Here is a 25,874-nt window from a genome sequence, read left to right as displayed (position 1 = left end):
CCGGGTCAATGCTATCCGGGGTGCCTGAAAAGGGCCCGTATCCAGGTCCGACGTTGCGCATTCGTGATAACTCACACAACGTGACACTCCCTCAGGAGCGGCGCACGCCGGCTTGATAGGTTTATCCCGTGACGCCTCCCAAGACACGACCGCCCCGCAAAAAGGCGCCCGTGTCCGGCGCCGGCACCGCCGTCCCGCCGCCGCCCGAGGTTCCCGCCGCCGTGGCCGCCGCCGAGCTGCCGGGGACGCCTGTGGATGCCGACGCTCCCGAGGTTCCGCCGAAGCCCGAGATCCCGGCATCCGTTGCGGCGGCACGCTTCGAAGAGCCGATCGTCCCCGACGAGGAGCCGCAGGACCTCGATGAGGGAACGGATGTCGCTTCCGGCGACCCGGACCCGATCCCCGAGACAGAGCCGGTCGCCGAGGCGGAGCCCGAGCCGGTGAGGGAAGCCGAGCCCGAGCCGATGCCCGAACCCGAGCCTGAGGGCGAGCCCGAGCCCGTCATCGAGCCTGAGCCCGAGTGGCCCGCGGACACGCATCCGGAGGTGATCGAGGTCCCCCAGGAGACCGAGGACATCGAGGTTTCGAATGTCGCTGGTGTCTCCGTGCCTGCGGATGCCGCAGAGGTCGAAGAGCCGTCGGACGTGACGGTCGACCCCCAGGAAGGTCCCGGCCCGACGGACGCGGACGCTCCCACCGTCGCGTTCGAGGTCGAGGAGGCGGAGGAGCTCGCTCCGGAAGCGCCCGCGACCGCCGTTATGCCGCAGATGAATGCGGAGGTCGAGACCGAGGCCTCCGAAGAGACGACGCGGCCGACGCCCGCCCTGCGGATGACGGATGTCTCGAAGTCGTTCGGCCGCACGCGCGCGGTGGATGCGGTGGACCTCGAGATCCCGGCGGGGAGCTTCTACGGGATCGTGGGGCCCAACGGTGCGGGTAAGACGACGACCCTTTCGATGATCGCGGGCCTCCTGCGTCCCGATGGGGGGACCATCGAGGTCGGCGGGATCGATCTGCGACGCGACCCCCGGGGCGCCAAGGCGCTCATGGGGGTCCTGCCCGATCGACTCCGCACCTTCGAGCGGCTCACGGGGCGACAGCTCCTCCACTACTACGGGGTCCTCCGCGGTCTTCGCGGAGCCGTCGTCGCCGAACGCACCGAAGACCTCGGCCGGGCGTTCGACCTCACGGCCGCCCTCGCCCGTCCCGTCTCCGACTACTCCGCCGGCATGACGAAGAAGATCATGCTCGCGGGGGCGATGATCCACGCCCCCCGTCTGCTGGTGCTCGACGAGCCCTTCGAAGCGGTCGATCCGGTCTCGAGCGAGGTCATCCTCGACATCCTCTCCGCCTATGTCGCCCGAGGCGGCACGGTCGTCCTCTCGAGTCACGGCATGGAGCTCGTCGAGCGCGTCTGCGACGGGGTGGCGGTCATCGTCTCGGGTCAGGTGCTGGCGAAGGGCACCGTCGACGAGGTGCGCGGGGATCACACCCTCGCGGAGCGCTTCATGCAGCTCTCCGGCGGCCTCAGCGACGTGGAGGGGCTGGAGTGGTTGCACACGTACTCCGACTGAGGCTCGCGCTGCTGGTCGGCGCGCTCAACGCGCGGCCTCTGGTCCTGCTGCGACGGCTCGCGGGCTTCGCTGTCCTCGCCCTCGCGGTGGCGGCCGTCTGCGTGGCCCTCATCCGACTCGACCGTGTTCCCGACGGCGAGGCGGCGACGCTCACGGTGGTGGGAAGCTCCCTCCTGGTCGCGGGCTTCTTCCTGATTCCGCTGTTCAGCGGCGTCGAGGACCCGCTCGATCCGCGTCGGTTCGTGGTCACGGGTGAAGAGCCGGGACGGGTGGCCTGGTCGGTCGCGCTCGCATCGCCGCTCGGCATCCCGGGTCTGGTCGTCGTCGCGGTCGCGGCGGCGATGATCGCGGCGTGGACCGGCCACGGCTCGCCGGCCGGTCTCGCCGTTCTGGCAGCGCTCCTGCTCGTCGGAACCTCCGTGCTCGCGGCCCGGTGCGCGATGGCGGTGTCCGCCGTGGCCCTCCGCGACCGGCGGTCGCCTCAGCTCACCGGCCTGATGGTGACGGCGGCTGGTGTCGTCGCGATCCCCGTCGCCGCCTTCGCGTTCTCACTGGAGTGGTCCGGCGGACTGCCGTCCCAACTGACGGAGGCGGCGCAGGTGCTCGCCGTCACCCCGTTCGGTGCGGCATCCGCCATCGCGGTCCGTAGCGGAGGCGAACTCGTCGCATCGATGCTCGTCGCGGTCGGCACACTCCTCGCCCTTGCGGCGCTGTGGCAGCTGCTCGTCCGGACTCTCATGACCTCGACCGAGCGCGTCGTGCCGGTCGGGGAACGTCGCGGACTCGGCTGGTTCGCCGTCATGCCCGGCACGCCGGGCGGAGCCATCGCCGCCCGCAGCATCGTCTACTGGTTCTCCGATCCTCGCTACCTCGCGAATGTCATCGTCGTCCCGGTCGCCTCGGTCCTCATCGTGACACCCCTCCTGGTGGTGGGCGTCCCTCTGCAGACCGTCGCGCTGATCCCACCCCCGATCCTCGCCTTGTTCCTGGGCTGGCTCGTGCACAACGACCTCGCCTACGACTCGACGGGGGTCTGGCTGCACATCTCGGCCGGAGTCCGTGGCGTCGCCGATCGCCTCGGACGCCTCGTCCCCATAGTCTTGGTGGGTGTCCCGCTCCTGGCGTTGGCGATCACCGCGTCGATCTGGATCCACGGGCGATGGGCCGTGCTGCCGGCGCTCGTCGGAGTGTGCGTAAGCCTGTTCGCCACAGGCTTGGGTCTGAGCTCCATCTCCTCGGTGGCCGCCCCGTACGCGGTCTCACGACCGGGGGAGGGACCGTTCGAGCAGCCTCAGCGCACGGGCGGCTCGATGGTGCAGGCGCTCGTCCTGCTCGGTGCGATCCTGCTCTCCGCGCCGGCGCTCTGGTGGGGGTGGCTGTCCCTCACCGGCGACGAGGATGAGGCGTGGACGTCCTTCTGGAGCGGTGTCGGCGTCGGGGCGGCGGTCCTCGTCGTCGGCGTGGCCGTCGGAGGGGCACTCTTCGAGCGTCGCACCAGCCGCACCATGGAATTCGCCGAGACGCTCTGACCCGACCACGCGCCGCCGCGTCGCAGTACACTCGGAGGAATGAGCACGCCGATCGACAGCCCGGATCAGGGCGGCCTCGCCACACTCGACCGTGAGCTCGAGGAGCTCATCCGCGAGGAGGCGATCGAGCCCGGCGACCATGAGCGGTTCTCGCACTACGTCAAGAAGGACAAGATCCTCGAGTCGGCCATCACGGGCAAGCCCGTGCGCGCACTCTGCGGCAAGAAGTGGACGCCGGGTCGCGACCCGGAGAAGTTCCCGGTCTGCCCGACGTGCAAGGAGATCTACGCCTCGCTGACCTCGTAAACGGTCGGCAGGGCGGGGTCGGCGCGACTGAGCGCCAGCGCCGTGACCGGGAGTTCTTCCCGCACGCGCAGGTGGTGGGCCCGAGCGGCGGTGACACCGTCGGCGCCCAGGTGGGCGGCATCCGCATCACCGTGATCGACGAGCACGGTCTGCAGCGGCCGGGCGTCGGGGTGCGCGGAAGGTGGGTCCACCTCGTCGAACCCATCGGCGACGGCGACGACCTCCGCCGTCGCCACACCGTCCGCCCGTCGCCGGAACGCGGCCTTCCGGCCTCCGATGGACGCCTTCGACGTGGAGGCCTTCGCGACCGGGACCCAGCCGCCGTCGACACCCTGGCGGGCGACCAACTTATAGACCATGCCGGCCGTCGGCGTACCCGACCCGGTGACGACGGAGGTACCGACGCCGTAGGCGTCGACGGGGGATGCCGCCAGTGCCGCGATCGCGAACTCGTCGAGATCGCTCGTCACGGTGATCTTGGTCTCGGTCGCACCGAGTTCGTCGAGCTGCTGGCGCACGGAGGCGGCGACGGTAGGAAGGTCGCCGGAGTCCAGTCGGACGCCGCCGAGCCCGGTGCCGGCGACGCGGATCGCGGTCTCCACGCCCTGGCGGATGTCGTACGTATCCACGAGCAGGGTGGTGTCGGTTCCGAGCGCGTCGATCTGGCTGCGGAATGCGTCCTCCTCGCTGTCGTGCAGCAGGGTCCATGCGTGGGCGGCGGTTCCCATGGTCGGGATGCCCCAGGAGCGGCCGGCCTCGAGGTTGCTCGTGGCGGAGAACCCCGCGATGTAGGCGGCGCGGGCCGCCGCGACGGCGGAGCGCTCGGCGGCGCGGCGCGAGCCCATCTCTGCGAGGGGGCGGTCACCGGCGGCGATGCTCATGCGGGCCGCGGCCGTGGCGACGGCCGAGTCGTGGTTGAGGATGCTGAGGGCCAGGGTCTCGAGGATCACGGCTTCGGCGAACGTGCCCTCGACCGTGAGGATGGGGGAGCCGGGGAAGTACAGCTCACCTTCGCGATAGCCGCTGATGGTTCCGCCGAATCGATACCCCTCGAGGTAGCGGACCGTGGCCGGGCTCACGATGTGGTTGTCGCGGAGGTAGGCGAGTTCGGCATCGTCGAAGCGGAAGTCGACGATCTCCGACAACAGCCGGCCCGTGCCGGCGACGACGCCGAAACGACGGCCGCCGGGCAGGCGCCTCCCGAACAGTTCGAAAACGCAGCGCCGGCTCGCGGTGCCGTCGCGCAGGGCGGCATCCAGCATCGTGAGCTCGTAGCGGTCGGTCAGCAATGCTGTGGACATGCCCATGCGGTCACTCTATCCAGGCGCGGACGAAGGCCTGACCGAGACTAGGCTGGTCGATCGTGACGGACGCACCGATCGGGATCTTCGACTCCGGAGTGGGCGGGCTCACGGTCGCCCGTGCCGTCTCGCAGCTCCTGCCGCGGGAATCCATCCTCTACATCGGCGACACGGCGCATTCGCCCTACGGGCCGAAGCCCATCGCGGACGTCCGCCGGTACGGTCTCGAGGTGCTCGACACCCTCGTCGACCAGGGCGTGAAGATGCTGGTCATCGCCTGCAACACCGCATCCGCTGCCCTCCTTCGCGATGCCCGCGAACGGTACGACGTGCCCGTTGTCGAGGTCATCGGTCCCGCGGTCCGAACCGCGATCTCCACCACGCGCAACGGCCGCATCGGCGTGATCGGGACGGCGGGGACGATCGGATCCGGTGTCTACCAGGACATGCTCGGCGTCAACGAGCGCCTCAGCGTGTTCGCTCAGGCGTGCCCGCGTTTCGTCGACTTCGTGGAGGCGGGGGTGACCGACTCCCCGGATGTCCTCCGGGTCGCGGAGGAGTACCTCGCGCCCCTTCGCCATGCCGGCGTCGACACCGTCGTGCTCGGATGCACGCACTACCCGTTCCTCGAGGGCGCGATCAGTTACGTCATGGGTCCCGATGTGTCGCTCGTCTCGAGCGACACCGAGACCGCCAAGGACGTCTACCGCCAGCTCGTCTCGCGCGACCTGCTCGCCGGGCACGACGCGACCGCGACCCACGTCTACGAGGCGACCGGCGATTCCGCCGACGACTTCCTCCGACTCGCCGACCGGCTGATGGGACGCGGCGTCAGCGCCGTGCGTCTCGTCCAGACCGGTGCCATCGACCTACCGAAGGGGACCCCATGACCGAGACCACCCGCGCCGACGGCCGTGCCGTCGACCAGCTCCGCCCCATCACGATCGAGCGCGGCTGGAGTGCGCACGCCGAAGGGTCTGCGCTGATCTCCTTCGGCGGCACGAAGGTGCTGTGTACGGCATCCTTCACCAACGGCGTCCCGCGCTGGCTGACCGGTAAGGGCAAGGGGTGGGTCACCGCCGAGTACGCGATGCTCCCGCGCGCGACCAACTCCCGCAATGACCGCGAGTCGATCAAGGGCAAGGTCGGCGGTCGCACCCACGAGATCTCGCGCCTGATCGGCCGTGCGCTCCGGGCCGTCGTCGACACGAAGGCCCTCGGCGAGAACACGATCGTCATCGACTGCGACGTCCTGCAGGCCGATGGCGGCACCCGCACCGCCGCGATCACGGGCGCGTATGTGGCCCTGGCAGACGCGATCGAGTGGGGTCGCGCGAAAGGCTTCGTCGGCAAGAACGCCAAGGCCCTGCACGACTCCGTCGCAGCAGTGTCGGTGGGCATCATCGACGGCGAGCCGATGCTCGACCTCGCCTACGTAGAGGACGTCCGCGCCGAGACCGACATGAACGTCGTCGTGACCGGTCGAGGCCTGTTCGTCGAGGTCCAGGGCACCGCCGAGGGTGCGCCCTTCGACAAGCGCGAGCTCGACGCCCTCCTCGAGCTCGGCGTGAACGGCTGCGGCGACCTCCGCGAGGCGCAGCTCGCCGCGCTGGCGCAGGAGCTCGCGTGACGACGCGCCGCATCGTCCTCGCCACGCACAACGCGCACAAGGTCGAGGAGTTCGGAGCGATCGTCGCGTCGACCCGTCCCGATCTCGAGGTCGTCGGATACGACGGCCCAGAGCCCGTCGAGGACGGTGTGACGTTCGCGCAGAACGCCCTGATCAAGGCGCGCGCCGCGGCCGCCCACACCGGCCTCCCGGCGATGGCGGACGACTCCGGGATCGCCGTCGATGTGCTGGGCGGGTCCCCCGGGGTGTTCTCCGCGTACTGGGCGGGGCACAAGAAGGACGGCGTCGCGAACTACGAGCTCCTGCTCGATCAGCTCGCCGACATCGCCGATCCGCACCGGACGGCGCAGTTCGTCTCGACGATCGCGCTCGTCGTCCCCGGTGGCGAGGAGCACGTCGTGACCGGAGTCTGGCCCGGTCGTCTCGCGACCGCACCGACCGGAGAGAACGGCTTCGGCTACGACCCCGTGTTCCTGCCGGACGACGCCGCGGGCCGTTCCGCGGCGGAGCTCACGCCGGCGGAGAAGAACGCGTCGTCACACCGAGCGCGGGCGTTCGACGCGCTCGGCCCCCTGCTGACGGCACTGTGACGCCGCGCGGGCTCTTCCGCTGAGGCTGAGAATCGGACTCATTCCCGAGTTGCGGGATGAAGCCGCCCGCCCCGGCGTGCCGTCCTAACCTCGTAGGTATGCACGATCACGCACCCACCGGCATCCGGGGAGGACACCCGCGGCGTCTGCTCGCGGTCTCCCTGGGGATCACCGCGACGGTGCTCGTCGTCCAGCTCGTCGGTGCGATCCTGACCGGGTCGCTGGCCCTCCTCGCCGACGCCGGCCACATGTTCACCGACAGCTCGGGACTCGTGATCGCGCTCATCGCCGCCTCGGTCGCGGCGCGCCCCGCTGATGAGCGTCAGACCTACGGCTATCAGCGCGCCGAGGTGTTCGGCGCGCTCCTGAACGCCGTGATCCTCATCGCCCTCGGAGCGTGGATCGCGGTCGAAGCCGTCGGCCGACTGATGCGACCCGCGGACGCCGAGGTGCAGGGCCTGCCGATGCTCGTCGTCGCCGTCATCGGCCTCCTCGCCAACGGCGTCTCGCTCTATGTCCTGAGCGTCGCGCAGCGCACGAGCATCAACGTGCGCGGCGCCTACCTCGAGGTCCTCGGCGACCTGCTCGGCTCGGTGGTCGTGATCATCGCGGCCGGCGTCATCTGGGTGACCGGATGGATGCCGGCGGACGCCGTGGCCTCGCTGGTCATCGCCGCCCTCATCGTGCCGCGCGCCATCACCCTGTTGAAAGAGGTGTTCGCCGTGCTGGGGGAGCGCGCACCGGCGGGGACGAAGGTCACCGACATCCGCGACCACATCCTCGGCACCGAGGGGGTCGTGGACGTGCACGACGTCCACGTCTGGCAGCTCACGCGCGGCGCGCCGGTCTTCACGGCGCACGTCGTCGTCGCGACGGACTACTTCGCGGATGATCGCGCCGGTGCGCTTCTGTCCCAGCTGCAGTCCTGCCTCGCACGCCACTTCGACGTGGAGCACTCGACGTTCCAGCTCGAACCGGCGGGGCACGTCGAGCACGAAGCCCACGCCTGAGTCGAGAACCGGTGACGGTGGTCGTCAGCCCTCGGCGCGGACTTCCGTCGGAGCCTTGTCTGGGCGGAGCCCTCGCCAACGGGCATGACGGAGGGTTCCACTCGGCGTCGCCTCGGCGTACTCCACCTCGCCGACGAGCTCAGGCCTGACCCACAGCGCATCGGATGCCTCGGCACGACCGATATCGACGAAAGGGTTCTCGGCGGTGCGGAGGGGTGAGAGCTCGGCATCCAGACGTGCGAGCGTCGCTTCGCTGAAACCGGACCCGACGCGACCGATGTAGCGCAGCCCGCCGTCGGTGGGGATTCCCATGAGCAGCGAACCGATCTCGCCGGTGCGGCCGCCTTTGCCCGGTCGGATGCCTCCGATCACGACCTCCTGCATCAGGGTCAGTTTGACCTTGAGCCACTGCTCGGTGCGCACCCCCCGGCGGTAGGTGGACGCGGGGTCCTTCACGACGACGCCCTCGAGTCCGAGCTGCTGCGCCGTCGCGAGGGCATCGTCCACGTCGCTCGCGACGGGAGGTACGACGATGGGATCGATCGTGCCCTCGGCGACGCCCTTCAGCAGCTCTCGTCGTTGCGACAGAGGGAGTGGAGCGGCATCCGTCCCGTCGACCTCGAGGACGTCGAACAGCAGGAACTGCACGGGGATCCGGGCCGACTCGCGGTCGATCTCGCCGGCCTTCGTGAGGTGCATGCGGTGCTGGAGCAGCGAGAAGCTCGGCCGGTTCCGATCGTCGAGCGCGACGATCTCGCCGTCGACGACGCAGGCGGCGGCGCCGAACCCGGGGTCGCCGCCGGTCAGTTCGGGATACCGCGCGGTGATGTCGGCGCCGCTTCGCGCGCGGAGCTTCAGTCGTTGGCCGTCCCAGATGCCGAGGGCGCGGACGCCGTCCCATTTGAATTCGACCCACGGACCCCAGCGGGTGGCCGCATGCCGGGCGAGCGCCGCGTTCGACGACGTCGCGAGCATCGGTGCAGGTGCGGGTGCGGGTGCGGATGACGGCGGGGTGGCGGCGGGCCCCGGGGCCTTCGCCTTCATGCGGTGCAGCAGCCATTGCGACTTCTCACCGTCGCCGCTCGTGCGGATGAGGGCGAGCCTCGCTGTTCCGAGCGGCCCGTCGCCGCGCCCGGTGGCGGTGAAGATCACCTCGTCGGCGCGCCATTTCTCGAGCTCGAACGTGCCCGAGTCCCAGATCGACATCGAGCCCGCACCGTATTCCCCGGCGGGAATGACGCCCGAGAACTCGAGGTATTCCATCGGATGCGGCTCGGTCATGACGGCGAGGTGGTTGGTCGAGGGCGACTCCGGGATGCCGCGCGGCACGGCCCAGCTGACGAGAACGCCGTCGTGCTCGAGTCGCAGGTCGTAGTGCAGCCGCCGAGCGTGGTGCTCCTGGATCACGAACCGCGAGCCCGCGGGGACGGCGGAGCCCGCGGGCGAGTGGGGGACCGGCTCCGGCGTCTTCGCAGCCGTCCGCTTCGCGATGTAGGAGCGCAGGGGACCGGCATCCGTCGGCGCGAGTGCGGCCAGGAGGTCGCCGTCCGCCGCGACCCGATCGAGCACCTCGTCGACGAGCAGCTGCCGCAGGTCGGGGTCGCCGAGTTCTGCCCACGTGCGGGGAGCAGCGACCGTGGGCCGCTCGCGTCCACGGAGCGAGTAGGGCGCGATGGTCGTCTTCTTGCCGTTGTTCTGGCTCCAGTCGAGGAACACCTTGCCGGGCCGGGCCGCCTTCGACATCTGGCTCACGACGAGGTCGGGATGGTCGGCCTCGAGCACTCGGGCGAGCTCCTTCGCGAAGGCGCTGATCTCGTCGCTGGTCCGGCTGCCGTCGAGCGGGGAGTAGAGGTGGATGCCCTTGCTGCCGCTCGTCACGGGAAGCGGCTCCATCCCCAGATCGGTGAGGATCGCGCGCGCCCGTCGCGCGACCTCGGCGCACTCGGCGAGGCCGATGCCGGGGCCAGGATCGAGGTCGAGCACGAGACGGTCGGGGTTCCGTCTCGCCCCGTCCGCGTCGAAGCGCCACTGCGGCACGTGCAGCTCGATCGACGCGACCTGTGCGAGGTACACCAGGGTCGGGACCCCGTCGACGAGCGGATAGTCCTTCGCCCCGGTCGAATGCTCGATGGGCTTCCGGGCGACCCACGACGGCGCGCCCGCCTCGAGGTGCTTCGCGAAGAACGAGCCTTCGCCGGTGCCGTCTGGCCAGCGGATGCGGGTGACCGGTCGACCATCGAGGTGCGGCAGCATCGCCGGAGCGATCCGCGTCAGATAGTCGATGACCTCGCCTTTGGTGGTCCCCGTCTCGGGGTACATCACCTTCTCGAGGTTGGTCAACCGCAGCCTGCGGCCGTCGACGACGACCTCCTGCGGTGCGGCTGGCATGGGGCCAGATTAGTGTGCAAGCCCTATGACGCCACCGCAGCGCGGGTGTCTACTGGGGGCATGAGATCGATCTGGAAAGGCGCGCTGACCTTCGGGCTCGTCAATGTGCCCGTCAAGGTGTACTCGGCGACGGAGGACCACGACGTGTCCCTCCACCAGGTTCATGCGGCCGACGGCGGCCGCATCCGGTATCAGCGCATCTGCGAGATAGACGGCGAGGTCGTGCCGTACTCCGACATCGACAAGGCCTACGACGACGGCGAGCGCACCGTCGTCCTCACCTCCGATGACTTCGCAGCGCTGCCCAGCGAGCGCAGTCGCGAGATCGAGGTCGTCGAGTTCGTCCCCACCGAGCAGATCGATCTGCTGACCCTCGACAAGGCCTACTACCTCGAACCCGACTCGAAGAGTCCGAAGGCGTACGTCCTCCTGCGTCAGACGCTCGAGCAGACCGATCGCACGGCGATCGTGCGGTTCGCGCTGCGGCAGAAGACGCGACTCGCGGCACTCCGCGTGCGCGGCGACGTCCTCGTGCTGCAGACGCTCCTCTGGGCGGACGAGGTGCGCGAGGCATCCTTCCCCGTGCTCGACGAGCCGGTGAAGATCTCGAGCAAGGAGCTTGAGCTCTCGGCATCCCTCGTCGACAGCTTCTCGAGCGACTTCGATCCGACCGAGTTCACCGACGACTATCAGAAGGAACTGCGCACCCTCATCGAGGCGAAGCTCGACAAGGGTGAGGCGTTCGACACCACCGAGACCTTCGGGGAGAAGACGGATGCCGAGGGCGGCGAGGTCATCGACCTGATGGCGGCCCTCCGGGCCAGCGTCGAGAAGAGCCGTGCCGCGCGGTCGGGGTCGGACCCCGCGAAAAAGGACGCCGGCGCCGACACGGGGTCGGCGCCGGCGAAGAAGAAGCCCGCGAAGAAGAAGGCGTCCTGATCAGAGCCGGGGAGCGTCCCCGCGGGAGCCGTCCTGCTTCTCGTCGAACGCCTCGGGCTCGAGGACGAGGTCGCGTGCTTCCTTCGGGTCGATGACGCCGTCCGAGCCCGCTGCCATCTCTCGCTTGACCTTGCGCTTCTCGGCGAAGTAGTGCCACACGATGAAGATGAGGGTCCCGGCGACGGCCGCGAGGAGGATCACGTCGATGTACGAGGCGACGAACTCGCCGACGCCGGGGATGAGGCTGACGAGGTAACCGATGACGGTGAGGCCGAAGCCCCAGATGACCGCACCGATCAGGTTGTAGAGCGAGTACTTGTGCCACGCCATCTTGCCGACGCCTGCAGCGACCGGCGCGAAGGTGCGGACGATCGGCACGAAGCGAGCGAGGATGACGGTGACGCCGCCGTAGCGCTCGAAGAAGGCGTTCGTGCGATCGACGTTGCTCCGGCTGAAGAGTCCGGATTCCTTGCGTTCGAAGACCGCGGGGCCGCCCTTGCGCCCGATGAGGTACCCGACTTCGCCGCCGAGGAAGGCCGAGAGGCCGATGAGCAGGCCGACGATCCACACGTTGATGCCGAAGACGCCGTTGGGGGCGTGCGTCACCGGGTTGGACAGGAGCCCCGCCATGATCAGGAGGGTGTCGCCCGGGAGGAGGAACCCGACGAGCAGGCCGGTCTCGGCGAAGATGATGAAGCAGACCACGACGAGCGCCCACGGACCTGCGGCGTTGATGATGGTCTCGGGATCCAGCCAGGGGATCAGTGCGAAGGGGTGCACGGAGGTCCTTCAGGTCGCGACGGCTGGCCGGCCGGCGGAATGGGCGCAAGGTGTGAGACACGACGGTGCCTCGTGCGGAAGGGGGGACTTGAACCCCCACGCCCGAAGGCACAGGAACCTAAATCCTGCGTGTCTGCCGATTTCACCACTCCCGCTGGTGGGTTCAGTCTAGGGCGCCGGGTGGGAGGGACCTGGGAGGTATAACCCCCGAATCGGTAACCTCTGTCGCGTGGCTGCGCCTCGATCTCTCATCCCTGTGATCCCGCTCCTCGCCCTCGCCGGCTTCCTCGCCGGATGCGCGCCCGCCGCCCCCGCCGTCTCCGGCGAGGGATCCGCAAGGCCGACCGCACCCGCCGCTGCGGGCGACGGCGGGACGGCGGCCGTCCGGGATCTTCCCGGCATCTCGAGCTGCGATCAGGTCGCCGCCGTCGTCGGCGACTACATCGACGGCATCCCGCTCGACCAAGAGAACTCCTACGTCCAACCGGACGCCATCAGTTGCGCCTGGGTGACCCCTGCGGACGCGGTCAGCGAGCTCTCCGACATCCAATCCTTCACCGTGGACATCTCCGAGGGCATGGACGAGGTGCCCGATGCGGACGAGGCTGCCGGCCTCGGCATGGACATGTACTTCGACGACCCGCGTCTCGAGAAGGTCGGCGGCGTGGGGCTCTGGATGGATGCCGATTCCGCCGCCGTCGGCGGGGGAACGGGCTCTGTCCTGGTGCCCGGCGTCGACATCGTCATCAGCGACTCGCGCTGGGGGCAGGACGGCCGCCTCACGAAGGACAGCCTCGTGAGCGTCGCGCTCGCTCTCCTCGATCTCTGAGGCCTGCCGGCGGTGTGGATAACTCCCACGCCGAGGTGCGGGGGATTGCGATGATCCCAGGCCATGAGCATCGCGTCCCCCCTTGCGCCGACCCGCGGTCTCGCCGCGGTCGCGGAGCGGGTGCGGGAACGCTTGCGCAGCGAGGACGTCGATCCTTCCCGAGACCCCGACCGCGCGGCCCGGATCGCCCGGGCCGAGGTGCGCCGTCACAACGACTTCGCCCTCGCGCGGGGAGTCGACGTCATCGAGGACGAAGCGGCATCCGTCCGCGACATCCTCTCGACCGTCGCCGGGTACGGCCCCCTCCAGGCGCTGTTGGACGACCCCGACATCGAGGAGATCTGGATCAACGCCCCCGACAAGGTCTTCATCGCGCGAGAAGGGCGGAGTGAGCGGGCTCCGATCGTGCTCAGCGACACGGCGGTGCGAGACCTCGTCGAACGGATGCTGCACGCGACCGGCCGCCGCGTCGACCTCAGCCAGCCGTTCGTCGACGCGTCGCTGCCCGACGGCTCGCGTCTGCACGTCGTTATCCCCGATATCACCCGTCGGCACTGGGCCGTCAACATCCGGAAGTTTCTCACCCGCTTCCGCACCCTGGACGATCTGGTCGCAGCCGGGTCCGTCCGCCCCGAGGCGGCCTCGGTGCTGCGAGCCGCGATGCGCGACGGCACGAGCGTCATCGTCTCCGGAGCCACGCACGCAGGGAAGACGACCCTACTCGGCGCGCTCATCGCGTCCGCTCCTGCCGATGACCGCATTGTCACGGTCGAGGAGACGTTCGAGCTCAACGCCCAGGCTCCCGACGTCGTCGCCCTCCAAGGTCGTCAGCCGAGCCTCGAGGGAACCGGTGAAGTGTCGCTCCGCCGCTTGGTCAAGGAGGCTCTCCGTATGCGGCCCGACCGCCTGGTCGTGGGAGAGGTCCGCGATGCCGAGGCGCTCGATCTGCTGCTCGCCCTGAACACCGGCGTGCCCGGCGCGGCGACGATCCACGCGAACTCCGCGGGCGACGCGCTGCGCAAGCTGGCATCGCTGCCGCTCCTGGCCGGTCGCAACATCGACCGCGACTTCCTCCTGCCGGCCATCGCCGCGTCCGTCGGCCTGGTCGTGCATTGCCGACGGGATGCCGCCGGTCGGCGAGCCGTCGTCGAGATCATCGCGCCCACCGGGCGGGTCGTCGACGGCGCCGTCGAGACGCGTCGCGTCTTCGGGGGTGAAGGCGTGTGACGACCATCCTGGGGCTCACCCTGGCCGCCGGCATCCTGCTCACGCTCGCACCCTGGCTCTGGCCTACGCGTGCGCGCCGTGCAGAGGCGCGGCAGCGCGATGGCACCGTCGCCCGGCTCCTGCAAGCCGCGGGATTCGGCCACGCGACGACGGGCCACCTCGCCTCGATCAGTCTGGCCGCCGCCGCCGTCGCGGGGGCGGTCATCTGGTTGGTCACCGCCCTCCCCGCCTTCGCCGCCGTCGCCGCGGTGGCCGGATTCTTCGCGCCTGCGGGATGGCTCCGCGGGCGCGCGCGGCGACTGCAGAAGAGCCGGCGTCAGATGTGGCCGGATGTGTGCGACCTCCTCGTCGCCTCCGTCCGCTCGGGCATGTCCCTGCCCGACGCGGTGTCGGCGCTGGGGGAGGTCGGTCCGCCGTCGCTGCGTCCCGCGTTCAGCGCGTTCTCCTCGGACGTGTCGGCCTCCGGTCACTTCGATTCGAGCGCTCTCCGCCTGAAGGCGCGGCTCGCCGACCCCGTCGCCGACCGCATCATCGAAGCCCTGCGGATGGCGCGCCAGGTCGGAGGCACGGAGCTCACGAGCGTCCTCCGCGCCCTCTCGGCGTCCGTGCGCGCCGAGGCCGCGCTCCGGGCCGAGATCGAAGCCCGGCAGTCCTGGATCCGCGGCGCTGCGGTTCTCGGTGTCGTCGCGCCGTGGGTGATCCTCGGTCTGCTCGCGCTGCGCCCCGAGGGCGCCGCCGCATACAGCAGTCCGGAAGGCGTCGCGGTCATCCTCCTGGGAGCGGCAGTGTCCGTCGTCGCCTTCCGCCTCATGGTCGGCATCGGCCGCCTCCCGGAGCCGCGGCGGTGGTTCGCATGAGCGGGCTGACCGAACTCGCGCTCGCCATCGTGCTCGGGGGCGCTTTCGCAGCCGGCCTCGTCCTGGTCTCAACCCGGATCCCGCGTCTGGCGGCGCCGACGCTCTCACGTCGGATCGCACCGTATCTGCGCGACATCGCCGATCCGCGGGGCCTCACCCCTTTGGCATCCGCCCGCGGCGACTGGCGCACCCGCCGGGACCGTGTCATCTCCTCTTTCGGCGGCGCCGCGCGACTCGAGCACCGTCTCCGTCAGGCCGGGTGGACGCAGGATGCCGCGGCATTCCGCGCCCGCCAGCTCACCTGGGTCCTCCTCGGTGGTCTCTTCGGCGGGGTCGTGCTGGTCGTCCTCGCCCTCGCCGGCCGGCTCACTCCCGGGTCCGCGCTCCTGCCGCCCGTCCTGGCGCTCTCGGCCGCCGCGGTGCTCGATCTGCGGCTCACGTCCGCGGCCCGCCGCAGGCGTGCGCGCGTCGAGGAGGAGCTCCCGACACTTCTCGAGTTCCTGTCCCTCTGCCTCGCGGCGGGCGAGGGTCTGCGCGACGCACTCAGGCGGGTGGGGGAGATCGGCACCGGCGAGCTCACGGTCGAGATCCGCCGCGCGGTCCTCGACAGCGGCACCGGCTCGAACCTGTCCGACGCGCTCCTCGATCTCGGGCGGCGCCTCGACGTTCCCACGCTCTCCCGTGCGATCGAGCACCTCGTCGCGGCGATCGACCGCGGCGCCCCCTTGGCGGGTGTGCTGCAGGCACAGGCCGGCGACGCGCGCGAGGACGCCAAACGATCGCTCATCGAGCAGGCAGGGAAGAAGGAGATCGCGATGCTCTTCCCGATCGTCTTCCTCCTCCTCCCCATGAGCGTCCTGTTCGCGGTCTTCCCCGGCATCGTCATGCTGCGCCTCGGGGTCGGCTGACCACCTGATCCGAAAGGAGAACATCATGATCCGTCCCTCTCTGGCGAGACTCCGCACCGCGTGGGGTGCCGTCCTCACCCGCCTCCGCGATGACGAACGCGGCGACGTCCCCGGCTGGGTGCTGATCACCCTCATGACCGCCGGACTGGTCGTCGTGATCTGGGCGCTCGCGGGACCTGCCCTGTCGCAGTTGTTCCAGCAGGCGATCGACCAGGTCTCCAGCTTCTGAGGGCGAAGGATGCGGCGGCTGCTCTCCGATGAACGCGGCTCGACTCCGGTCGAGTTCGTGCTCGTCGGCGTGTTGCTGACCGTCCTGACCCTCGGTGTCCTGCAGCTGGGGCTCGCCGTCTACGTCCGGAACGTTGTGCACGATGCTGCTGTCGAGGGCGCCTATTACGCCGCCCTGGCCGACGTCGACACGCAAGCGGGAGCGGCCCGCACGCGCGACATCGTCGAGCGCACCGTGGGCGGGGATTTCCTGGAAAGCGTGACGGCGACGGATTCACGGGGTCTGGGATACGACACCGTTTCCGTGACGGTGACGACCGCGCTCCCGCTCGTCGGCCTCCTCGGCGTTCCGCACGGGTGGGAGGTGACCGTCCATGCTCCGGCCGAGAGCTTCGACTGAGCGTTTCGCGGAGGACGAGCGCGGGTCCGCGGCACTGGAGTTCATCGTCGGCGGCGTCGTCCTGCTCGTCCCCATCGTCTATCTCGTCGTGACCCTCGGGCTCATCCAGTCGCACGCGCTGGGAGTCGAAGCGGCGTCGAGGCACGTGGCGCGGGCCGTGGCATCCGCCGAAAGCGCGGAGGACGCCGACGACCGTGCCGCGACCATCCTGGACGCCCTGGCGCGCGAGTACGACATCCCGAGGGACTCGCTCGCTGTTGACGTCTCGTGCGTCGGAACTGCTGCGTCGTGCCCGGCCGCAGGCGCGATCGTCCGGGTGACCGTCGCCTCGTCCGTCCCGTTGCCTCTCGTGCCGCCGGTCCTCGGCCTCGACCAGGCGGCCCGTGTGGGCGTCGAGTCGTCGTCGGTCCAGAAGGTCTCGCGCTACTGGAGAGACGGATGATCCGCCGCGACGAAGAAGGAAGCGTGCTCCTGCTCACGATCGGCTACGCGCTTCTCGCGCTCGTCCTCGTGTTCGTCTCGGTGGACGCCACGAGTCTGTACCTCGCGCACAAGCGCACGCAGGCCGCAGCGGATGCCGCGGCTCTCGCGGGCGCGGACGGGTTCACGCTCGACGTGGTGGCTGATCGGCCGCGCGCGCAGCTCACCGATGAAGGGGTGCGGGAACAGGCTGAGGCGATCGTCGCGGTCGAAGACGACGTGACGCTCGTGAGCGCGGGCACACCGGACGGAGTATCCGCGCGAGTGAGGGTGTCGACGACGTGGCATCCGCCGATATCATCGCTCTTCGTTCCCGCCGGGGTGGTGCTCGACGCGACCGCGACGAGCCGGACGGCGCTCGACTGAGCCGCATGCGGCCGCGGGAGTCCGGATGTCAGTGCGCGTCCGCGTTCCGGATGAGCTCGAACCGCCGATCAGCTTCGGCTCGCCGAGCCTCGACGGTCGTCACGGTCTCCGGGTCGGCCGGCTCGAAGACGTCGACGAGATCACCGATCCGGTCCGTTCCGACGCGGTAGGCGCGGAGCCCGCCGCCCTGGTCGCGCGCCATCCCGCTCGGCCACACGTCTGTATGCGCGCCGACGACACCGATGCGCCACCCGAGCGGTTCGAGGTGTCCGCGTACGCGGCAGAGCGCGTCGAACGCGTCGTCGGCGACCTCGTCGATCGTGTCGAACCAGGTGCTCGAGAGCATCACGGCGTACCGCCACCCCTCGCGCCGCCAGCTGATCGTCGCGGGAACGCTCTCCTCCCCACGGCGCACCGCGATCTCGAGGGGACGGCCCGTCATGGCACGTTCACGATGTCGGCGGGGTCTGTGGCGATGTCGACGACCTGCTGGAGGTTCGACGAACGGTTCGTGTTCCACGCGCTCATGGTCGCTGGCCCTTGTCGTCTACCGATTGGATGACGCTCTCGAGGTCTGTACCCAAGTTGCGGACGAGAAGGGTGCCCGGTCAGCGGTTGACGTGCGGCGAGAACCGCGGCAGCCAGCGGATGAAGGCGAGAGCTCCGAGCAGCCCGATGACGCCGACGGCCCCGGCGGCGAACGACAGCGAAGAGACCGCCGTGATGCCCGTGACGATCAGCGGGGTGGTGGCACCGCCGGCATCCGTCAATGTGCGCCACGACCCGAGGAACGGCGCCGGATCATCCTTCGGTGCGAGATCCGCACCGATCGTCAGCAGGATGCCGCTGGACAGGCCGTTGCCCACGCCCAGCACCGCCGCGAACATCGCGAACCACATCTCGGCACTCGCGCCGTCGTGCGTGACCGAGAGGGCGAGGAAGCCGCTCCCCATCAGGACCATCGCCGGAAGTGCGGCCCAGAGTCGTCCGAACCGGTCCATCACCTGCCCGCTCGCGTAGAAGAGGGCGAAGTCGAGCGCGCCGGAGATGCCGACGACGAGGGCGATCGACTGTGCGTCCAGCCCGATCGATACGCCCCACAACGGCAGGACGACCTGACGTGCGGACCGGACCGCCGAGAGGCTCGCCGCAGCCAGTCCGACACGCGACAGCACCCGACGGTGCAGCCACATCGTGCGGAACACGCCCGCCCGCTCGGCGATGGGGATCGAGCCGGTCACGGGTTCACCGGAGTCTTCGGCCTCGTGGCTGCGGACCGTCTCGGCGACGAACTGCTTCTCGGGGTCGGGTCCGAAGGTCACCAGCACGATGAGGGCGACGAGGCAGACGGCGAAGAACCAGATCGTCGACCGCTCGTCGCCGAACAGTCCGATGAGTGCCGCCGCGATGAAGGGACCCGTGAACATCCCGAGGCGGAACGTCCCGCCCAGAAGCGACAGCGCACGAGCGCGGAACATGACCGGCACACGGGTGGTCATGAAGGAGTGGCGCGCCAGGCCGAACGCGGCGGCGCAGGAGCCGATGAGGAACACCGCACCGGCGAACACCGGCAGGGACGGCACCAGGGCGGCGGTCAGCGAGACGACGAGTGCAAGAGAGCCCGCGGCGATCATCGTCACTCGCTCGCCGAACCGGGCGACCGCCCAGCCCGCGGGCAGATTGCCGACCAGCTGCCCGACGACCAGCAACGAGGCGATGAGGGCCGACAGGGCGACATCCGCCCCCTGGTTGCTTGCGAGGATCGGGATGAGGGGGAGCACCGCTCCCTCACCGATCGCGAAGAGGACGGTCGGCGCGTAGACCATGGGGCCGAAACGCCAGAGCACCTCCCGGGCAGTGGGGGAGTCGGGTCGGTCGGTCATCGCCATCCACGTTACTCTGGAGTGTCATGCTTGAATTCGATCCGTCTGTGCAGATCCAGGCCCTCCGTTCCACCTTCGGCGAGATCAAGGCGGTCGTCGATGTCGATGCGCTCACCGCCGAGATCGCTCGTCTCTCCGACGAGGCGGGCGCTCCCGATCTCTGGGACGACGTGGAGAAGGCGCAGAAGGTCACCAGCGCCCTGAGCCACCGTCAGTCCGAGCTGAAGCGCGTCACGGAGGTCGAGCAGCGACTCGACGACGTCGAGGTGCTCGTCGAGCTCGCCCAGGAGATGGACGACGAGGAATCCGCCGAAGAGGCTCGCCGCGAGATCGTCGACCTCGAGAAGGTCATCAGCCAGCTCGAGGTGCAGACGCTCCTCGACGGCGAATACGACGATCGCGGCGCGGTCGTCACGATCCGCTCGGGTGCCGGCGGCGACGACGCCACCGACTTCGCCGAGATGCTCATGCGCATGTACCTGCGGTGGGCCGAGCGCCACAAGTACCCCGTCAAGGTGATGGACACGTCCTTCGCCGAAGGCGCGGGCATCAAGTCCGCGACGTTCGAGGTTGACGCCCCCTACGCGTACGGAACGCTGTCGGTCGAAGCCGGCACGCACCGTCTCGCCCGCATCAGCCCGTTCGGCTCCGCCGACAAGCGTCAGACGAGCTTCGCCGCCGTCGAGGTGATCCCGGTGATGGAGGAGGCCCAGGAGGTCGACATCCCCGAGGGTGACATCCGCGTCGACGTCTTCCGCTCGTCGGGCCCCGGTGGTCAGTCGGTCAACACGACGGACTCCGCGGTCCGCCTCACGCACCTCCCGAGCGGCATCGTCGTCTCGATGCAGAACGAGAAGAGCCAGATCCAGAACCGCGCCGCAGCCATGCGCGTGCTGCAGACGCGGCTCATGCTCCTCCAGAAGGAAGAGGAGGCGGCGAAGAAGAAGGAACTCGCCGGTACGATCACGGCGAGCTGGGGCGACCAGATGCGCTCCTACTTCCTCTACGGTCAGCAGCTCGTCAAGGACCTTCGGACCGGCCACGAGGTCGGAAACCCCGCCGTCGTCTTCGACGGAGACCTCGACGGATTCATCGCGGCCGGCATCCGCTGGCGCAAGCGCAAGGACGACGGCGACTGACTCGCGCCGGGTGGGCTGAAAGATTTTTCATCCACCTGCATCCATATGGGGTGAACAGCCGGAATACCTCTGTGACAGCGCGAACAGCTCGCGCCGGATCAGAAGGAGTTCCTCATGCGCAAGACACTCTCTGCGGGCGTGGCTCTCGGTGCCGCCGTGGCCTTCGCCGCTTTCCTCCCCGCATCGGCCGCGACGTCGGACGATGCAGACCTCGCGGTGCTGCACGCGATCCCCGACACCCCGGTCGACGTTTATGTCGACGGCAAGCTGACGATCGACGACTTCCAGCCCGGCGACCTCGGTGGTCCGCTGCAGCTGCCCGGCGGCACCTATTCGGTCGCCCTGACGGCGGCGGACGCGACGGATGACTCCGCGCCCGTCCTCGGACCCATCGACCTCACTCTCGAGGCGGGAAAGAACTACACCGCGGTCGCGCACCTCGACGCCGCAGGCCAGCCCGCGGCGAACCTCTTCACCAACGACACGTCGAAGACCGCCGCCGGCGAAGGCCGGCTCACGGTCCGGCACGTCGCCGCCGCCCCGGCCGTCGATGTGCTGGCCGGTGGGGAAGCGGTCATCAGCGGGCTCGAGAACCCGAACGAGGAGTCGCTCGACCTGCCCGCCGGAACGGTCAGCGCGTCCGTCGCCCTCGCCGGCACGACCGACCCTGTCATCGGGCCGGCAGACGTCGACGTCGCGGAGGGCGAGCTGACGGTCGTCTACGCGTGGGGTTCGGCCGAGGCCGGCAACCTCGCGCTCGCGACGCAGACGATCGACGGCCTGCACTCAGGCCCCGGTGGGGTCAACACCGGTTCGGCCGGACTGGTCGCCGAGAACGGTACGAATGGCTGGGTGTTCGCCGGCGGTGCCGCGCTCATCGCCGGGCTGCTCGCCGGTGGCGTCTACGCGACCCGAGCCGCCAAGGCTCGCCGCTGAGGTCACCGACATGCGCCGCCTGCTCCTGCCCACCGTCGTCTTGACGGTCATGATGCTCGCGGCCTGCGCGCCGGTCCCGGAGGCGGATCCCTTCTCCGGGACCGGCACCGGTGCGACCGGGACGGTCTCCCCGACTCCGGCGACCCCCACGCCGGAGGTCTCCGTCCCGGTCGCACCGGCCACCCCGGTAGCCCTCGACCCGGTGCCTGCGCCCGAGCGCCTCAGGCTGGACGCTCTGGGCGTCGACATGCCGGTCGAGCCCGTCGGCGTCCAAGCCGGCGGCGAGATGCAGATCCCGGAGCGGCCGTCGACAGCCGGGTGGTACCGCTTCGGTGCCGCGCCGACCGATGACGCAGGGACCACGGTGATCGCCGCGCACGTCGACGACCGGGAGTTCGGCATCGGTCCGCTGGCGAAGCTCCGCGAAGCCCGTGCCGGTGACGTCGTCACGGTGACGGATGCCGACGGTGCCGCCACCGACTACGTCACCGAGTCCGTGACCTACATCCCTCGGGCCGAGCTTCCGGTCGACCGGCTGTTCACCCGCGACGGACCCCGCATGCTCGCCGTGATCACCTGCGGTGGTGATTTCGACCAGCAGACCCGGACCTACAGCGATAACGTGGTGCTCATTGCACGGGCCCGGTCATGAGTCTGACCACCGAGCCCCGGCTCGCTGCACGGAAGGAGCAGGCCGTAGACGACGACATGCAGCTCGCGGAGAGGTTCGCGACCGGCGATGAGACGGCGGTGAAGGCCATGTACGACCGCTGGTCGAGGATCGTCTACACCCTGGCGGTGCGCTCTCTGGGCGACACCGCCGAGGCGGAGGACGTCACGCAGCGGACCTTCGTGTCGGCCTGGACCTCGCGCTCGTCGTTCCGGCCGGGCCAGGCACCGCTGGGCGCGTGGCTCATCGCGATCGCCCGGCGCCGCATCGCCGACGCCCACGAGGCCCGTGCGCGCGCGGCGCGCCTCGAGGAGGCCCTCAAGGCGGTCGTGCCCGAGTCCACGGTCGAGCACGACCTCTCGGATGCGATGCTCGTCGCCGACGAGGTGGCCCAGCTCGAACCCGACGCCCGTGCGGTGCTCGCCCTCGCGTTCTACGAGGACCTCACCCATCAGCAGATCTCCGAACGGCTCGGGATGCCGCTGGGTACCGTGAAGAGTCACATCCGCCGAAGTCTCACCCGTCTGCGAAGCCGATTGGAGGCGCACCATGTCACATCTTGACCCCGAGGTCGCCGCCCTCCTCGCGATGGGTGAGCAGGCGTCCGACGAGGACCGCCGCCACCTGGATGCCTGTGCCGACTGCGCGGCGGAGGTCGCCTCCTTCGCTCGCGCCGTCCTCGCCGGCCGCGCCACCGGCGAGGGCGAAGCCCTGTTGACGCCTCCCGATCGCGTGTGGGAGTCCATCCGCTCCGAGCTCTCCCTGCCGGACGACACGGCCGAGCCCGCGGCTCACCCGCGAGAGGCATCCGTCGCCGCCCCCGCTCGCCCGCACGTCGCACCGAGACGTCGGCGGATGAGTCGGCGCCCCGTGTTCTTCGTCCTCGCCGGTGCCGCCGCGGCGGTCGTCGCGATCGTGACCGCCGTGTGGGCGTCCGGGGGCATCGTGCCGCGTCCGCAGGTGATCTCCGAGGCTCGACTGGACGGGTTCCCGTCGTGGTCGGGCGCTGTGGGGGAGGCTCTCCTCGAACGCGTGGACGGGCACGACCGCGTGAGTGTCGACCTCGACGCATCCGTCCCCGACGACGGCTACCGCGAGGTCTGGCTCCTGACGGGCGACGCCACCGACCTGGTGAGTCTCGGCATCCTGGACGGCTCGTCCGGGACGTTCGACATCCCCGATGACATCGACCTCTCGAAGTTCACCGTCGTCGACATCTCGCAGGAGAACGTCGACGGCGATCCGGGACACTCGGGGGACTCCATCGTGCGGGGAACCCTGTCAGCCCCCTGAGTGCCCGGGAGTGTCGCTGACGGATGCCGCGGGCATCGCGCTTAGGCTCATCTGGCCATGATCCGGTTCGAAAAGGTCTCCAAGCGTTACCGCGGTACGAGCAAACCCGCCCTCAGCGACGTCGAATTCGATGTGCAGCGCGGTGAGTTCGTGTTCCTCGTCGGCGCCTCCGGCTCGGGGAAGTCCTCGTGCCTGCGTCTCATCCTCCGAGAGGACACGGCCTCCGACGGACGCGTCGTCGTCCTCGGGCGCGACGTGCGGGGTTTGAGCACCCGCAAGGTCCCGTACTTCCGCCGCCACATCGGGTCGGTGTTCCAGGACTTCCGCCTGCTCCCCAACAAGACGGTGTTCCAGAACGTCGCCTTCTCACTGCAGGTCATCGGGTCCAGCCGCGCGTTCATCCAGCAGTCGGTGCCCGAGGCGCTCGCCCTCGTCGGTCTCGACGGCAAGGAGAAGCGCCTTCCGCACGAACTCTCCGGCGGTGAGCAGCAACGCGTCGCCATCGCGCGCGCGATCGTCAACCGCCCCCAGATCCTCCTGGCCGACGAGCCGACCGGAAACCTCGACCCCGGCACCTCGATCGACATCATGCAGCTGCTCGCACGCATCAACGCCGGCGGGACGACGGTCGTCATGGCCACCCACGAAGCCGGCTTCGTCGACCAGATGCAGCGCCGCGTCATCGAGCTCCGCGGCGGCGTCATCGTCCGCGACGAGCGCGGTGGCGGCTACGGCGACACTTCGAGTCTTCCCGTCCTCCGGCCGGAGACCGTCAAGGGCGCTGCGGCGACCGCGGCGCTGACGGCGGTCCTCGAGCTGCAGAAGCAGATCGTCTCCTCGGGTGACACCGGAGCCGTCGAGCCGCTGCCGGAGGTCGTGGAGCCCCCGGCGCCTCAGCCCGACGCGGTGCTCCCCGCCGTCCCGGTCGTGAACGACCCGCCGGTTGCGGACTCGCCTCCGAACGGACAGCAGACGCAGGATGCCGCGACCCCGGCAGCCGCATCGGAGCCCGACACCGGCACCCGCGGCATCCCGATCTCGCCTGCCGAGATCGACCTCGCGGGTATCGACGGACTGGGGGCGGCCGACCGACTCGGGCTCGGACGCCGCGACGAGGACGAAGTGGGGCCCACCGCATGAGAGCTCGTCTCGTCCTCGGTGAAGCGCTCACCGGGCTTCGCCGCAATGCCTCGATGGTGATCTCGGTCATCCTCGTCACCTTCGTCTCGCTCACGTTCGTGGGTGCCGCGATGCTGATGCAGATGCAGATCGCGAAGATGCAGGGGTACTGGGCGGAGCGCGCCCAGGTCGCGGTCTTCATGTGTCGGGACGGCTCGACGCAGACGACGTGCAGCGGCGGCGAGGCCTCCAAGGACCAGCTCGCGGCCGTGGCCGACAAGCTCAAGAGCCCCGCCCTCGACGGCATCGTCCGGAGCGTCCGCTTCGAGACCCGGGACGAGGCCTATCAGAACGTGCTCGACCTCATGGGCGAGGACTACAAGGACTTCATCACCCCGGCCCAGCTCAACGAGACCTACTGGGTCAACCTCGTCGACCCCACTCAGACGGAGGTCATCGACGAAGCGTTCAGCGGTATGGACGGTGTCGAGCAGGTGAAGGACCAGATGGAGTACCTGCAGCCGCTCTTCTCGGCGCTGACCATCGCGACCTACTTCGCCGTCGCCATCGCCGGGCTGATGCTGGTCGCGGCGGTCCTCCTGATCGCCACCACCATCCGGCTGTCCGCATATGCCAGACGTAAGGAACTCGGCATCATGCGTCTCGTCGGGGCATCCAATCGGTTCATCCAGACCCCCTTCATCCTCGAAGGCGTGTTCGCGGCCCTCCTCGGCTCGGCGCTCGCGAGCGTGACGATCTGGCTGGGGGTGCAGTACGGCGTCCGAGGGTACCTCGTGAACGAGATCGACTTCGTGACCACCTGGATCGACGGACGGGACGCGCTCCTGGTCATCCCGGTGATCGTCGGACTGGGGCTCGTCCTCGCTGCACTGTCGGCGAGCTTCGCGATTCGCAGATGGCTGCGCACCTGAGCCCTGCCCACGCGGCGACCCGGCTCCGTTAGACTGGCAGACCGGCTGCGCGCGGAGCGCCGTCGTGTCGAGGAGTCATCATGCCCAGGGAACGCGGGGAACAGGTCATCGCGACCAACCGTCGCGCGCGCCACGAGTACGCCATCGAGAAGACCTACGAGGCGGGCCTCGTGCTCACCGGCACCGAGGTCAAGTCGCTCCGGCAGGGGCGCGCGAACCTCAGCGACGGCTACGCGTTCATCGACGGGGGACAGGCGTGGCTCGACGCCGTGCACATCCCGGAGTACTCGCAGGGCCATTGGACGAACCACTCGACCAAGCGCACGCGCAAGCTCCTGCTGCACAAGGAGGAGATCGTCAAGCTCTCGCACGCGATCTCCGCAGGTGGCTACACGCTCATCCCGTTGAAGCTCTACTTCTCGGACGGTCGCGCCAAGGTCGAGATCGCCGTTGCGAAGGGCAAGCGCGAGTTTGAGAAGCGGCAGACGATCCGCGAACGCGAAGACAAGCGCGAGGCTGAGCGGGCCATGCGCGGCCGCAACCGCCTCGGCGAGTGACGC

At 69.6% G+C, this 25,874-nt stretch carries 29 protein-coding genes and 1 tRNA gene; 24 read left to right on the top strand and 6 right to left on the bottom strand.

Annotation, left to right across the window (positions count from 1 at the left end; genetic code table 11):
- Positions 1–128 precede the first annotated feature (128 nt).
- The 3 genes from AC4NN1_RS03125 to AC4NN1_RS03115 are packed head-to-tail and all read left to right on the top strand — an operon-like array spanning position 129 to position 3,409.
- The gene (locus AC4NN1_RS03125) at positions 129–1,574 is read left to right on the top strand and encodes an ABC transporter ATP-binding protein (RefSeq protein ID WP_491954520.1); all 1,446 of its coding nucleotides are present in this window, start codon (positions 129–131) and stop codon (positions 1,572–1,574) included.
- Positions 1,550–3,103: a hypothetical protein gene (locus AC4NN1_RS03120; RefSeq protein WP_491954519.1), complete on the top strand. Its 1,554-nt coding sequence runs from the start codon at positions 1,550–1,552 to the stop codon at positions 3,101–3,103. Before AC4NN1_RS03125 ends, AC4NN1_RS03120 begins: the two co-directional genes overlap by 25 nt.
- 39 nt (positions 3,104–3,142) lie before the next feature.
- A complete protein-coding gene (locus tag AC4NN1_RS03115) occupies positions 3,143–3,409 on the top strand; it encodes a DUF3039 domain-containing protein (protein WP_018188224.1) in 267 nt (88 codons plus the stop codon).
- Here the strand turns inward: AC4NN1_RS03115 and AC4NN1_RS03110 are convergent.
- Positions 3,388–4,716, bottom strand: a complete 1,329-nt coding sequence (locus AC4NN1_RS03110; protein WP_491954518.1) for a nicotinate phosphoribosyltransferase — start codon at positions 4,714–4,716, stop codon at positions 3,388–3,390. The two genes, AC4NN1_RS03115 and AC4NN1_RS03110, sit on opposite strands and share 22 nt — an antisense overlap.
- A gap of 56 nt (positions 4,717–4,772) precedes the next feature.
- Here AC4NN1_RS03110 and murI point away from each other — a divergent pair, with 56 nt between their 5' ends.
- The 4 genes from murI to AC4NN1_RS03090 all read left to right on the top strand — a co-directional run bounded on the left by murI (position 4,773) and on the right by AC4NN1_RS03090 (position 7,940).
- Positions 4,773–5,600: a glutamate racemase gene (murI, locus tag AC4NN1_RS03105; RefSeq protein ID WP_020097139.1), complete on the top strand. Its 828-nt coding sequence runs from the start codon at positions 4,773–4,775 to the stop codon at positions 5,598–5,600.
- Complete coding sequence (gene rph / locus AC4NN1_RS03100) at positions 5,597–6,340, top strand: ribonuclease PH (protein ID WP_018188221.1); 744 nt, start codon at positions 5,597–5,599, stop codon at positions 6,338–6,340. The genes murI and rph overlap by 4 nt, the downstream gene beginning before the upstream one ends.
- Positions 6,337–6,930 carry an RdgB/HAM1 family non-canonical purine NTP pyrophosphatase gene (rdgB, locus tag AC4NN1_RS03095; RefSeq protein ID WP_018188220.1) on the top strand — a complete coding sequence of 198 codons (594 nt, stop codon included), beginning with the start codon at positions 6,337–6,339 and terminating at the stop codon, positions 6,928–6,930. The genes rph and rdgB overlap by 4 nt, the downstream gene beginning before the upstream one ends.
- Positions 6,931–7,028: 98 nt before the next feature.
- Positions 7,029–7,940, top strand: coding sequence for a cation diffusion facilitator family transporter (locus AC4NN1_RS03090; RefSeq protein WP_491954517.1), 912 nt, complete (start codon positions 7,029–7,031; stop codon positions 7,938–7,940).
- A 24-nt stretch (positions 7,941–7,964) separates the two neighbouring features.
- On the opposite strand, the gene AC4NN1_RS03085 is transcribed toward AC4NN1_RS03090, so the two are convergent.
- On the bottom strand, positions 7,965–10,328 hold the full coding sequence (locus tag AC4NN1_RS03085) for an ATP-dependent DNA ligase (protein WP_491954516.1): 2,364 nt from the start codon (positions 10,326–10,328) through the stop codon (positions 7,965–7,967).
- 60 nt (positions 10,329–10,388) lie between these two features.
- Between AC4NN1_RS03085 and ku the strand changes: the two genes are divergently transcribed.
- The gene (ku, locus tag AC4NN1_RS03080) at positions 10,389–11,267 is read left to right on the top strand and encodes a non-homologous end joining protein Ku (RefSeq protein WP_116228980.1); all 879 of its coding nucleotides are present in this window, start codon (positions 10,389–10,391) and stop codon (positions 11,265–11,267) included.
- On the opposite strand, the gene AC4NN1_RS03075 is transcribed toward ku, so the two are convergent.
- Positions 11,268–12,047, bottom strand: a complete 780-nt coding sequence (locus AC4NN1_RS03075; RefSeq protein ID WP_491954515.1) for a DedA family protein — start codon at positions 12,045–12,047, stop codon at positions 11,268–11,270. It abuts the gene before it with no gap.
- Between the two features lie 73 nt (positions 12,048–12,120).
- Positions 12,121–12,202 (bottom strand) — tRNA-Leu (locus AC4NN1_RS03070).
- A gap of 74 nt (positions 12,203–12,276) precedes the next feature.
- Here AC4NN1_RS03070 and AC4NN1_RS03065 point away from each other — a divergent pair.
- From AC4NN1_RS03065 to AC4NN1_RS03030, 8 genes are all read left to right on the top strand, one after another.
- Entirely contained in the window at positions 12,277–12,876 is a 600-nt protein-coding gene (locus AC4NN1_RS03065; RefSeq protein ID WP_491954514.1) for a hypothetical protein, read from the top strand.
- 63 nt (positions 12,877–12,939) lie between these two features.
- Positions 12,940–14,103, top strand: coding sequence for a TadA family conjugal transfer-associated ATPase (locus AC4NN1_RS03060; RefSeq protein ID WP_491954513.1), 1,164 nt, complete (start codon positions 12,940–12,942; stop codon positions 14,101–14,103).
- The gene (locus AC4NN1_RS03055; protein WP_491954512.1) at positions 14,100–14,960 is read left to right on the top strand and encodes a type II secretion system F family protein; all 861 of its coding nucleotides are present in this window, start codon (positions 14,100–14,102) and stop codon (positions 14,958–14,960) included. The genes AC4NN1_RS03060 and AC4NN1_RS03055 overlap by 4 nt, the downstream gene beginning before the upstream one ends.
- On the top strand, positions 14,957–15,868 hold the full coding sequence (locus AC4NN1_RS03050; protein WP_018188138.1) for a type II secretion system F family protein: 912 nt from the start codon (positions 14,957–14,959) through the stop codon (positions 15,866–15,868). Before AC4NN1_RS03055 ends, AC4NN1_RS03050 begins: the two co-directional genes overlap by 4 nt.
- Positions 15,869–15,893: 25 nt before the next feature.
- Positions 15,894–16,097, top strand: coding sequence for a hypothetical protein (locus AC4NN1_RS03045; protein WP_018188137.1), 204 nt, complete (start codon positions 15,894–15,896; stop codon positions 16,095–16,097).
- A 9-nt stretch (positions 16,098–16,106) separates the two neighbouring features.
- On the top strand, positions 16,107–16,496 hold the full coding sequence (locus AC4NN1_RS03040) for a TadE/TadG family type IV pilus assembly protein (protein ID WP_018188136.1): 390 nt from the start codon (positions 16,107–16,109) through the stop codon (positions 16,494–16,496).
- On the top strand, positions 16,471–16,938 hold the full coding sequence (locus AC4NN1_RS03035; protein WP_020097149.1) for a TadE/TadG family type IV pilus assembly protein: 468 nt from the start codon (positions 16,471–16,473) through the stop codon (positions 16,936–16,938). Before AC4NN1_RS03040 ends, AC4NN1_RS03035 begins: the two co-directional genes overlap by 26 nt.
- Positions 16,935–17,342, top strand: a complete 408-nt coding sequence (locus AC4NN1_RS03030; protein ID WP_491954511.1) for a pilus assembly protein TadG-related protein — start codon at positions 16,935–16,937, stop codon at positions 17,340–17,342. Before AC4NN1_RS03035 ends, AC4NN1_RS03030 begins: the two co-directional genes overlap by 4 nt.
- 28 nt (positions 17,343–17,370) lie before the next feature.
- Here the strand turns inward: AC4NN1_RS03030 and AC4NN1_RS03025 are convergent, their stop codons facing one another.
- Together AC4NN1_RS03025 and AC4NN1_RS03020 are read right to left on the bottom strand one after the other, a co-directional pair.
- Positions 17,371–17,784: a hypothetical protein gene (locus AC4NN1_RS03025; protein ID WP_491954510.1), complete on the bottom strand. Its 414-nt coding sequence runs from the start codon at positions 17,782–17,784 to the stop codon at positions 17,371–17,373.
- A 166-nt stretch (positions 17,785–17,950) separates the two neighbouring features.
- On the bottom strand, positions 17,951–19,225 hold the full coding sequence (locus tag AC4NN1_RS03020; protein WP_491954862.1) for an MFS transporter: 1,275 nt from the start codon (positions 19,223–19,225) through the stop codon (positions 17,951–17,953).
- A 26-nt stretch (positions 19,226–19,251) separates the two neighbouring features.
- On the opposite strand from AC4NN1_RS03020, the gene prfB reads away from it, so the two are divergent.
- The 8 genes from prfB (at position 19,252) to smpB (ending at position 25,871) form a co-directional block, all read left to right on the top strand.
- A complete protein-coding gene (gene prfB, locus AC4NN1_RS03015; protein ID WP_491954509.1) occupies positions 19,252–20,364 on the top strand; it encodes a peptide chain release factor 2 in 1,113 nt (370 codons plus the stop codon).
- 114 nt (positions 20,365–20,478) lie between these two features.
- Positions 20,479–21,300, top strand: coding sequence for a DUF4397 domain-containing protein (locus tag AC4NN1_RS03010; RefSeq protein WP_491954508.1), 822 nt, complete (start codon positions 20,479–20,481; stop codon positions 21,298–21,300).
- 10 nt (positions 21,301–21,310) lie between these two features.
- Complete coding sequence (locus AC4NN1_RS03005; protein WP_116228989.1) at positions 21,311–21,952, top strand: class F sortase; 642 nt, start codon at positions 21,311–21,313, stop codon at positions 21,950–21,952.
- Positions 21,949–22,533, top strand: a complete 585-nt coding sequence (locus AC4NN1_RS03000) for an RNA polymerase sigma factor (protein ID WP_491954507.1) — start codon at positions 21,949–21,951, stop codon at positions 22,531–22,533. The genes AC4NN1_RS03005 and AC4NN1_RS03000 overlap by 4 nt, the downstream gene beginning before the upstream one ends.
- Positions 22,520–23,263: an anti-sigma factor gene (locus AC4NN1_RS02995; RefSeq protein WP_491954506.1), complete on the top strand. Its 744-nt coding sequence runs from the start codon at positions 22,520–22,522 to the stop codon at positions 23,261–23,263. The genes AC4NN1_RS03000 and AC4NN1_RS02995 overlap by 14 nt, the downstream gene beginning before the upstream one ends.
- A gap of 57 nt (positions 23,264–23,320) precedes the next feature.
- Complete coding sequence (gene ftsE / locus AC4NN1_RS02990; RefSeq protein WP_491954505.1) at positions 23,321–24,403, top strand: cell division ATP-binding protein FtsE; 1,083 nt, start codon at positions 23,321–23,323, stop codon at positions 24,401–24,403.
- Complete coding sequence (gene ftsX, locus AC4NN1_RS02985) at positions 24,400–25,314, top strand: permease-like cell division protein FtsX (protein ID WP_020097157.1); 915 nt, start codon at positions 24,400–24,402, stop codon at positions 25,312–25,314. The genes ftsE and ftsX overlap by 4 nt, the downstream gene beginning before the upstream one ends.
- 80 nt (positions 25,315–25,394) lie before the next feature.
- On the top strand, positions 25,395–25,871 hold the full coding sequence (gene smpB / locus AC4NN1_RS02980; RefSeq protein ID WP_018188123.1) for an SsrA-binding protein SmpB: 477 nt from the start codon (positions 25,395–25,397) through the stop codon (positions 25,869–25,871).
- Positions 25,872–25,874: the final 3 nt, after the last annotated feature.

This window comes from Microbacterium sp. MDV22-iso44, from assembly GCF_058629135.1.
This window is presented reverse-complemented; position numbering and strand designations above follow the sequence as displayed.

Coding starts and splice junctions, on each gene's coding strand:
- smpB (WP_018188123.1), top strand. CDS start 25,395: ATGCCCAGGGAACGCGGGGAACAGGTCATCGCGACCAACCGTCGCGCG.
- ku (WP_116228980.1), top strand. CDS start 10,389: ATGAGATCGATCTGGAAAGGCGCGCTGACCTTCGGGCTCGTCAATGTG.
- AC4NN1_RS03035 (WP_020097149.1), top strand. CDS start 16,471: ATGCTCCGGCCGAGAGCTTCGACTGAGCGTTTCGCGGAGGACGAGCGC.
- AC4NN1_RS03010 (WP_491954508.1), top strand. CDS start 20,479: ATGCGCAAGACACTCTCTGCGGGCGTGGCTCTCGGTGCCGCCGTGGCC.
- ftsE (WP_491954505.1), top strand. CDS start 23,321: ATGATCCGGTTCGAAAAGGTCTCCAAGCGTTACCGCGGTACGAGCAAA.
- AC4NN1_RS03050 (WP_018188138.1), top strand. CDS start 14,957: ATGAGCGGGCTGACCGAACTCGCGCTCGCCATCGTGCTCGGGGGCGCT.
- AC4NN1_RS03025 (WP_491954510.1), bottom strand. CDS start 17,784: ATGACGGGCCGTCCCCTCGAGATCGCGGTGCGCCGTGGGGAGGAGAGC.
- AC4NN1_RS02995 (WP_491954506.1), top strand. CDS start 22,520: ATGTCACATCTTGACCCCGAGGTCGCCGCCCTCCTCGCGATGGGTGAG.
- AC4NN1_RS03040 (WP_018188136.1), top strand. CDS start 16,107: ATGCGGCGGCTGCTCTCCGATGAACGCGGCTCGACTCCGGTCGAGTTC.
- AC4NN1_RS03060 (WP_491954513.1), top strand. CDS start 12,940: ATGAGCATCGCGTCCCCCCTTGCGCCGACCCGCGGTCTCGCCGCGGTC.
- AC4NN1_RS03085 (WP_491954516.1), bottom strand. CDS start 10,328: ATGCCAGCCGCACCGCAGGAGGTCGTCGTCGACGGCCGCAGGCTGCGG.
- ftsX (WP_020097157.1), top strand. CDS start 24,400: ATGAGAGCTCGTCTCGTCCTCGGTGAAGCGCTCACCGGGCTTCGCCGC.
- AC4NN1_RS03000 (WP_491954507.1), top strand. CDS start 21,949: ATGAGTCTGACCACCGAGCCCCGGCTCGCTGCACGGAAGGAGCAGGCC.
- rph (WP_018188221.1), top strand. CDS start 5,597: ATGACCGAGACCACCCGCGCCGACGGCCGTGCCGTCGACCAGCTCCGC.
- AC4NN1_RS03090 (WP_491954517.1), top strand. CDS start 7,029: ATGCACGATCACGCACCCACCGGCATCCGGGGAGGACACCCGCGGCGT.
- AC4NN1_RS03030 (WP_491954511.1), top strand. CDS start 16,935: ATGATCCGCCGCGACGAAGAAGGAAGCGTGCTCCTGCTCACGATCGGC.
- AC4NN1_RS03020 (WP_491954862.1), bottom strand. CDS start 19,225: ATGACCGACCGACCCGACTCCCCCACTGCCCGGGAGGTGCTCTGGCGT.
- AC4NN1_RS03005 (WP_116228989.1), top strand. CDS start 21,311: ATGCGCCGCCTGCTCCTGCCCACCGTCGTCTTGACGGTCATGATGCTC.
- AC4NN1_RS03045 (WP_018188137.1), top strand. CDS start 15,894: ATGATCCGTCCCTCTCTGGCGAGACTCCGCACCGCGTGGGGTGCCGTC.
- AC4NN1_RS03115 (WP_018188224.1), top strand. CDS start 3,143: ATGAGCACGCCGATCGACAGCCCGGATCAGGGCGGCCTCGCCACACTC.
- AC4NN1_RS03110 (WP_491954518.1), bottom strand. CDS start 4,716: ATGGGCATGTCCACAGCATTGCTGACCGACCGCTACGAGCTCACGATG.
- prfB (WP_491954509.1), top strand. CDS start 19,252: ATGCTTGAATTCGATCCGTCTGTGCAGATCCAGGCCCTCCGTTCCACC.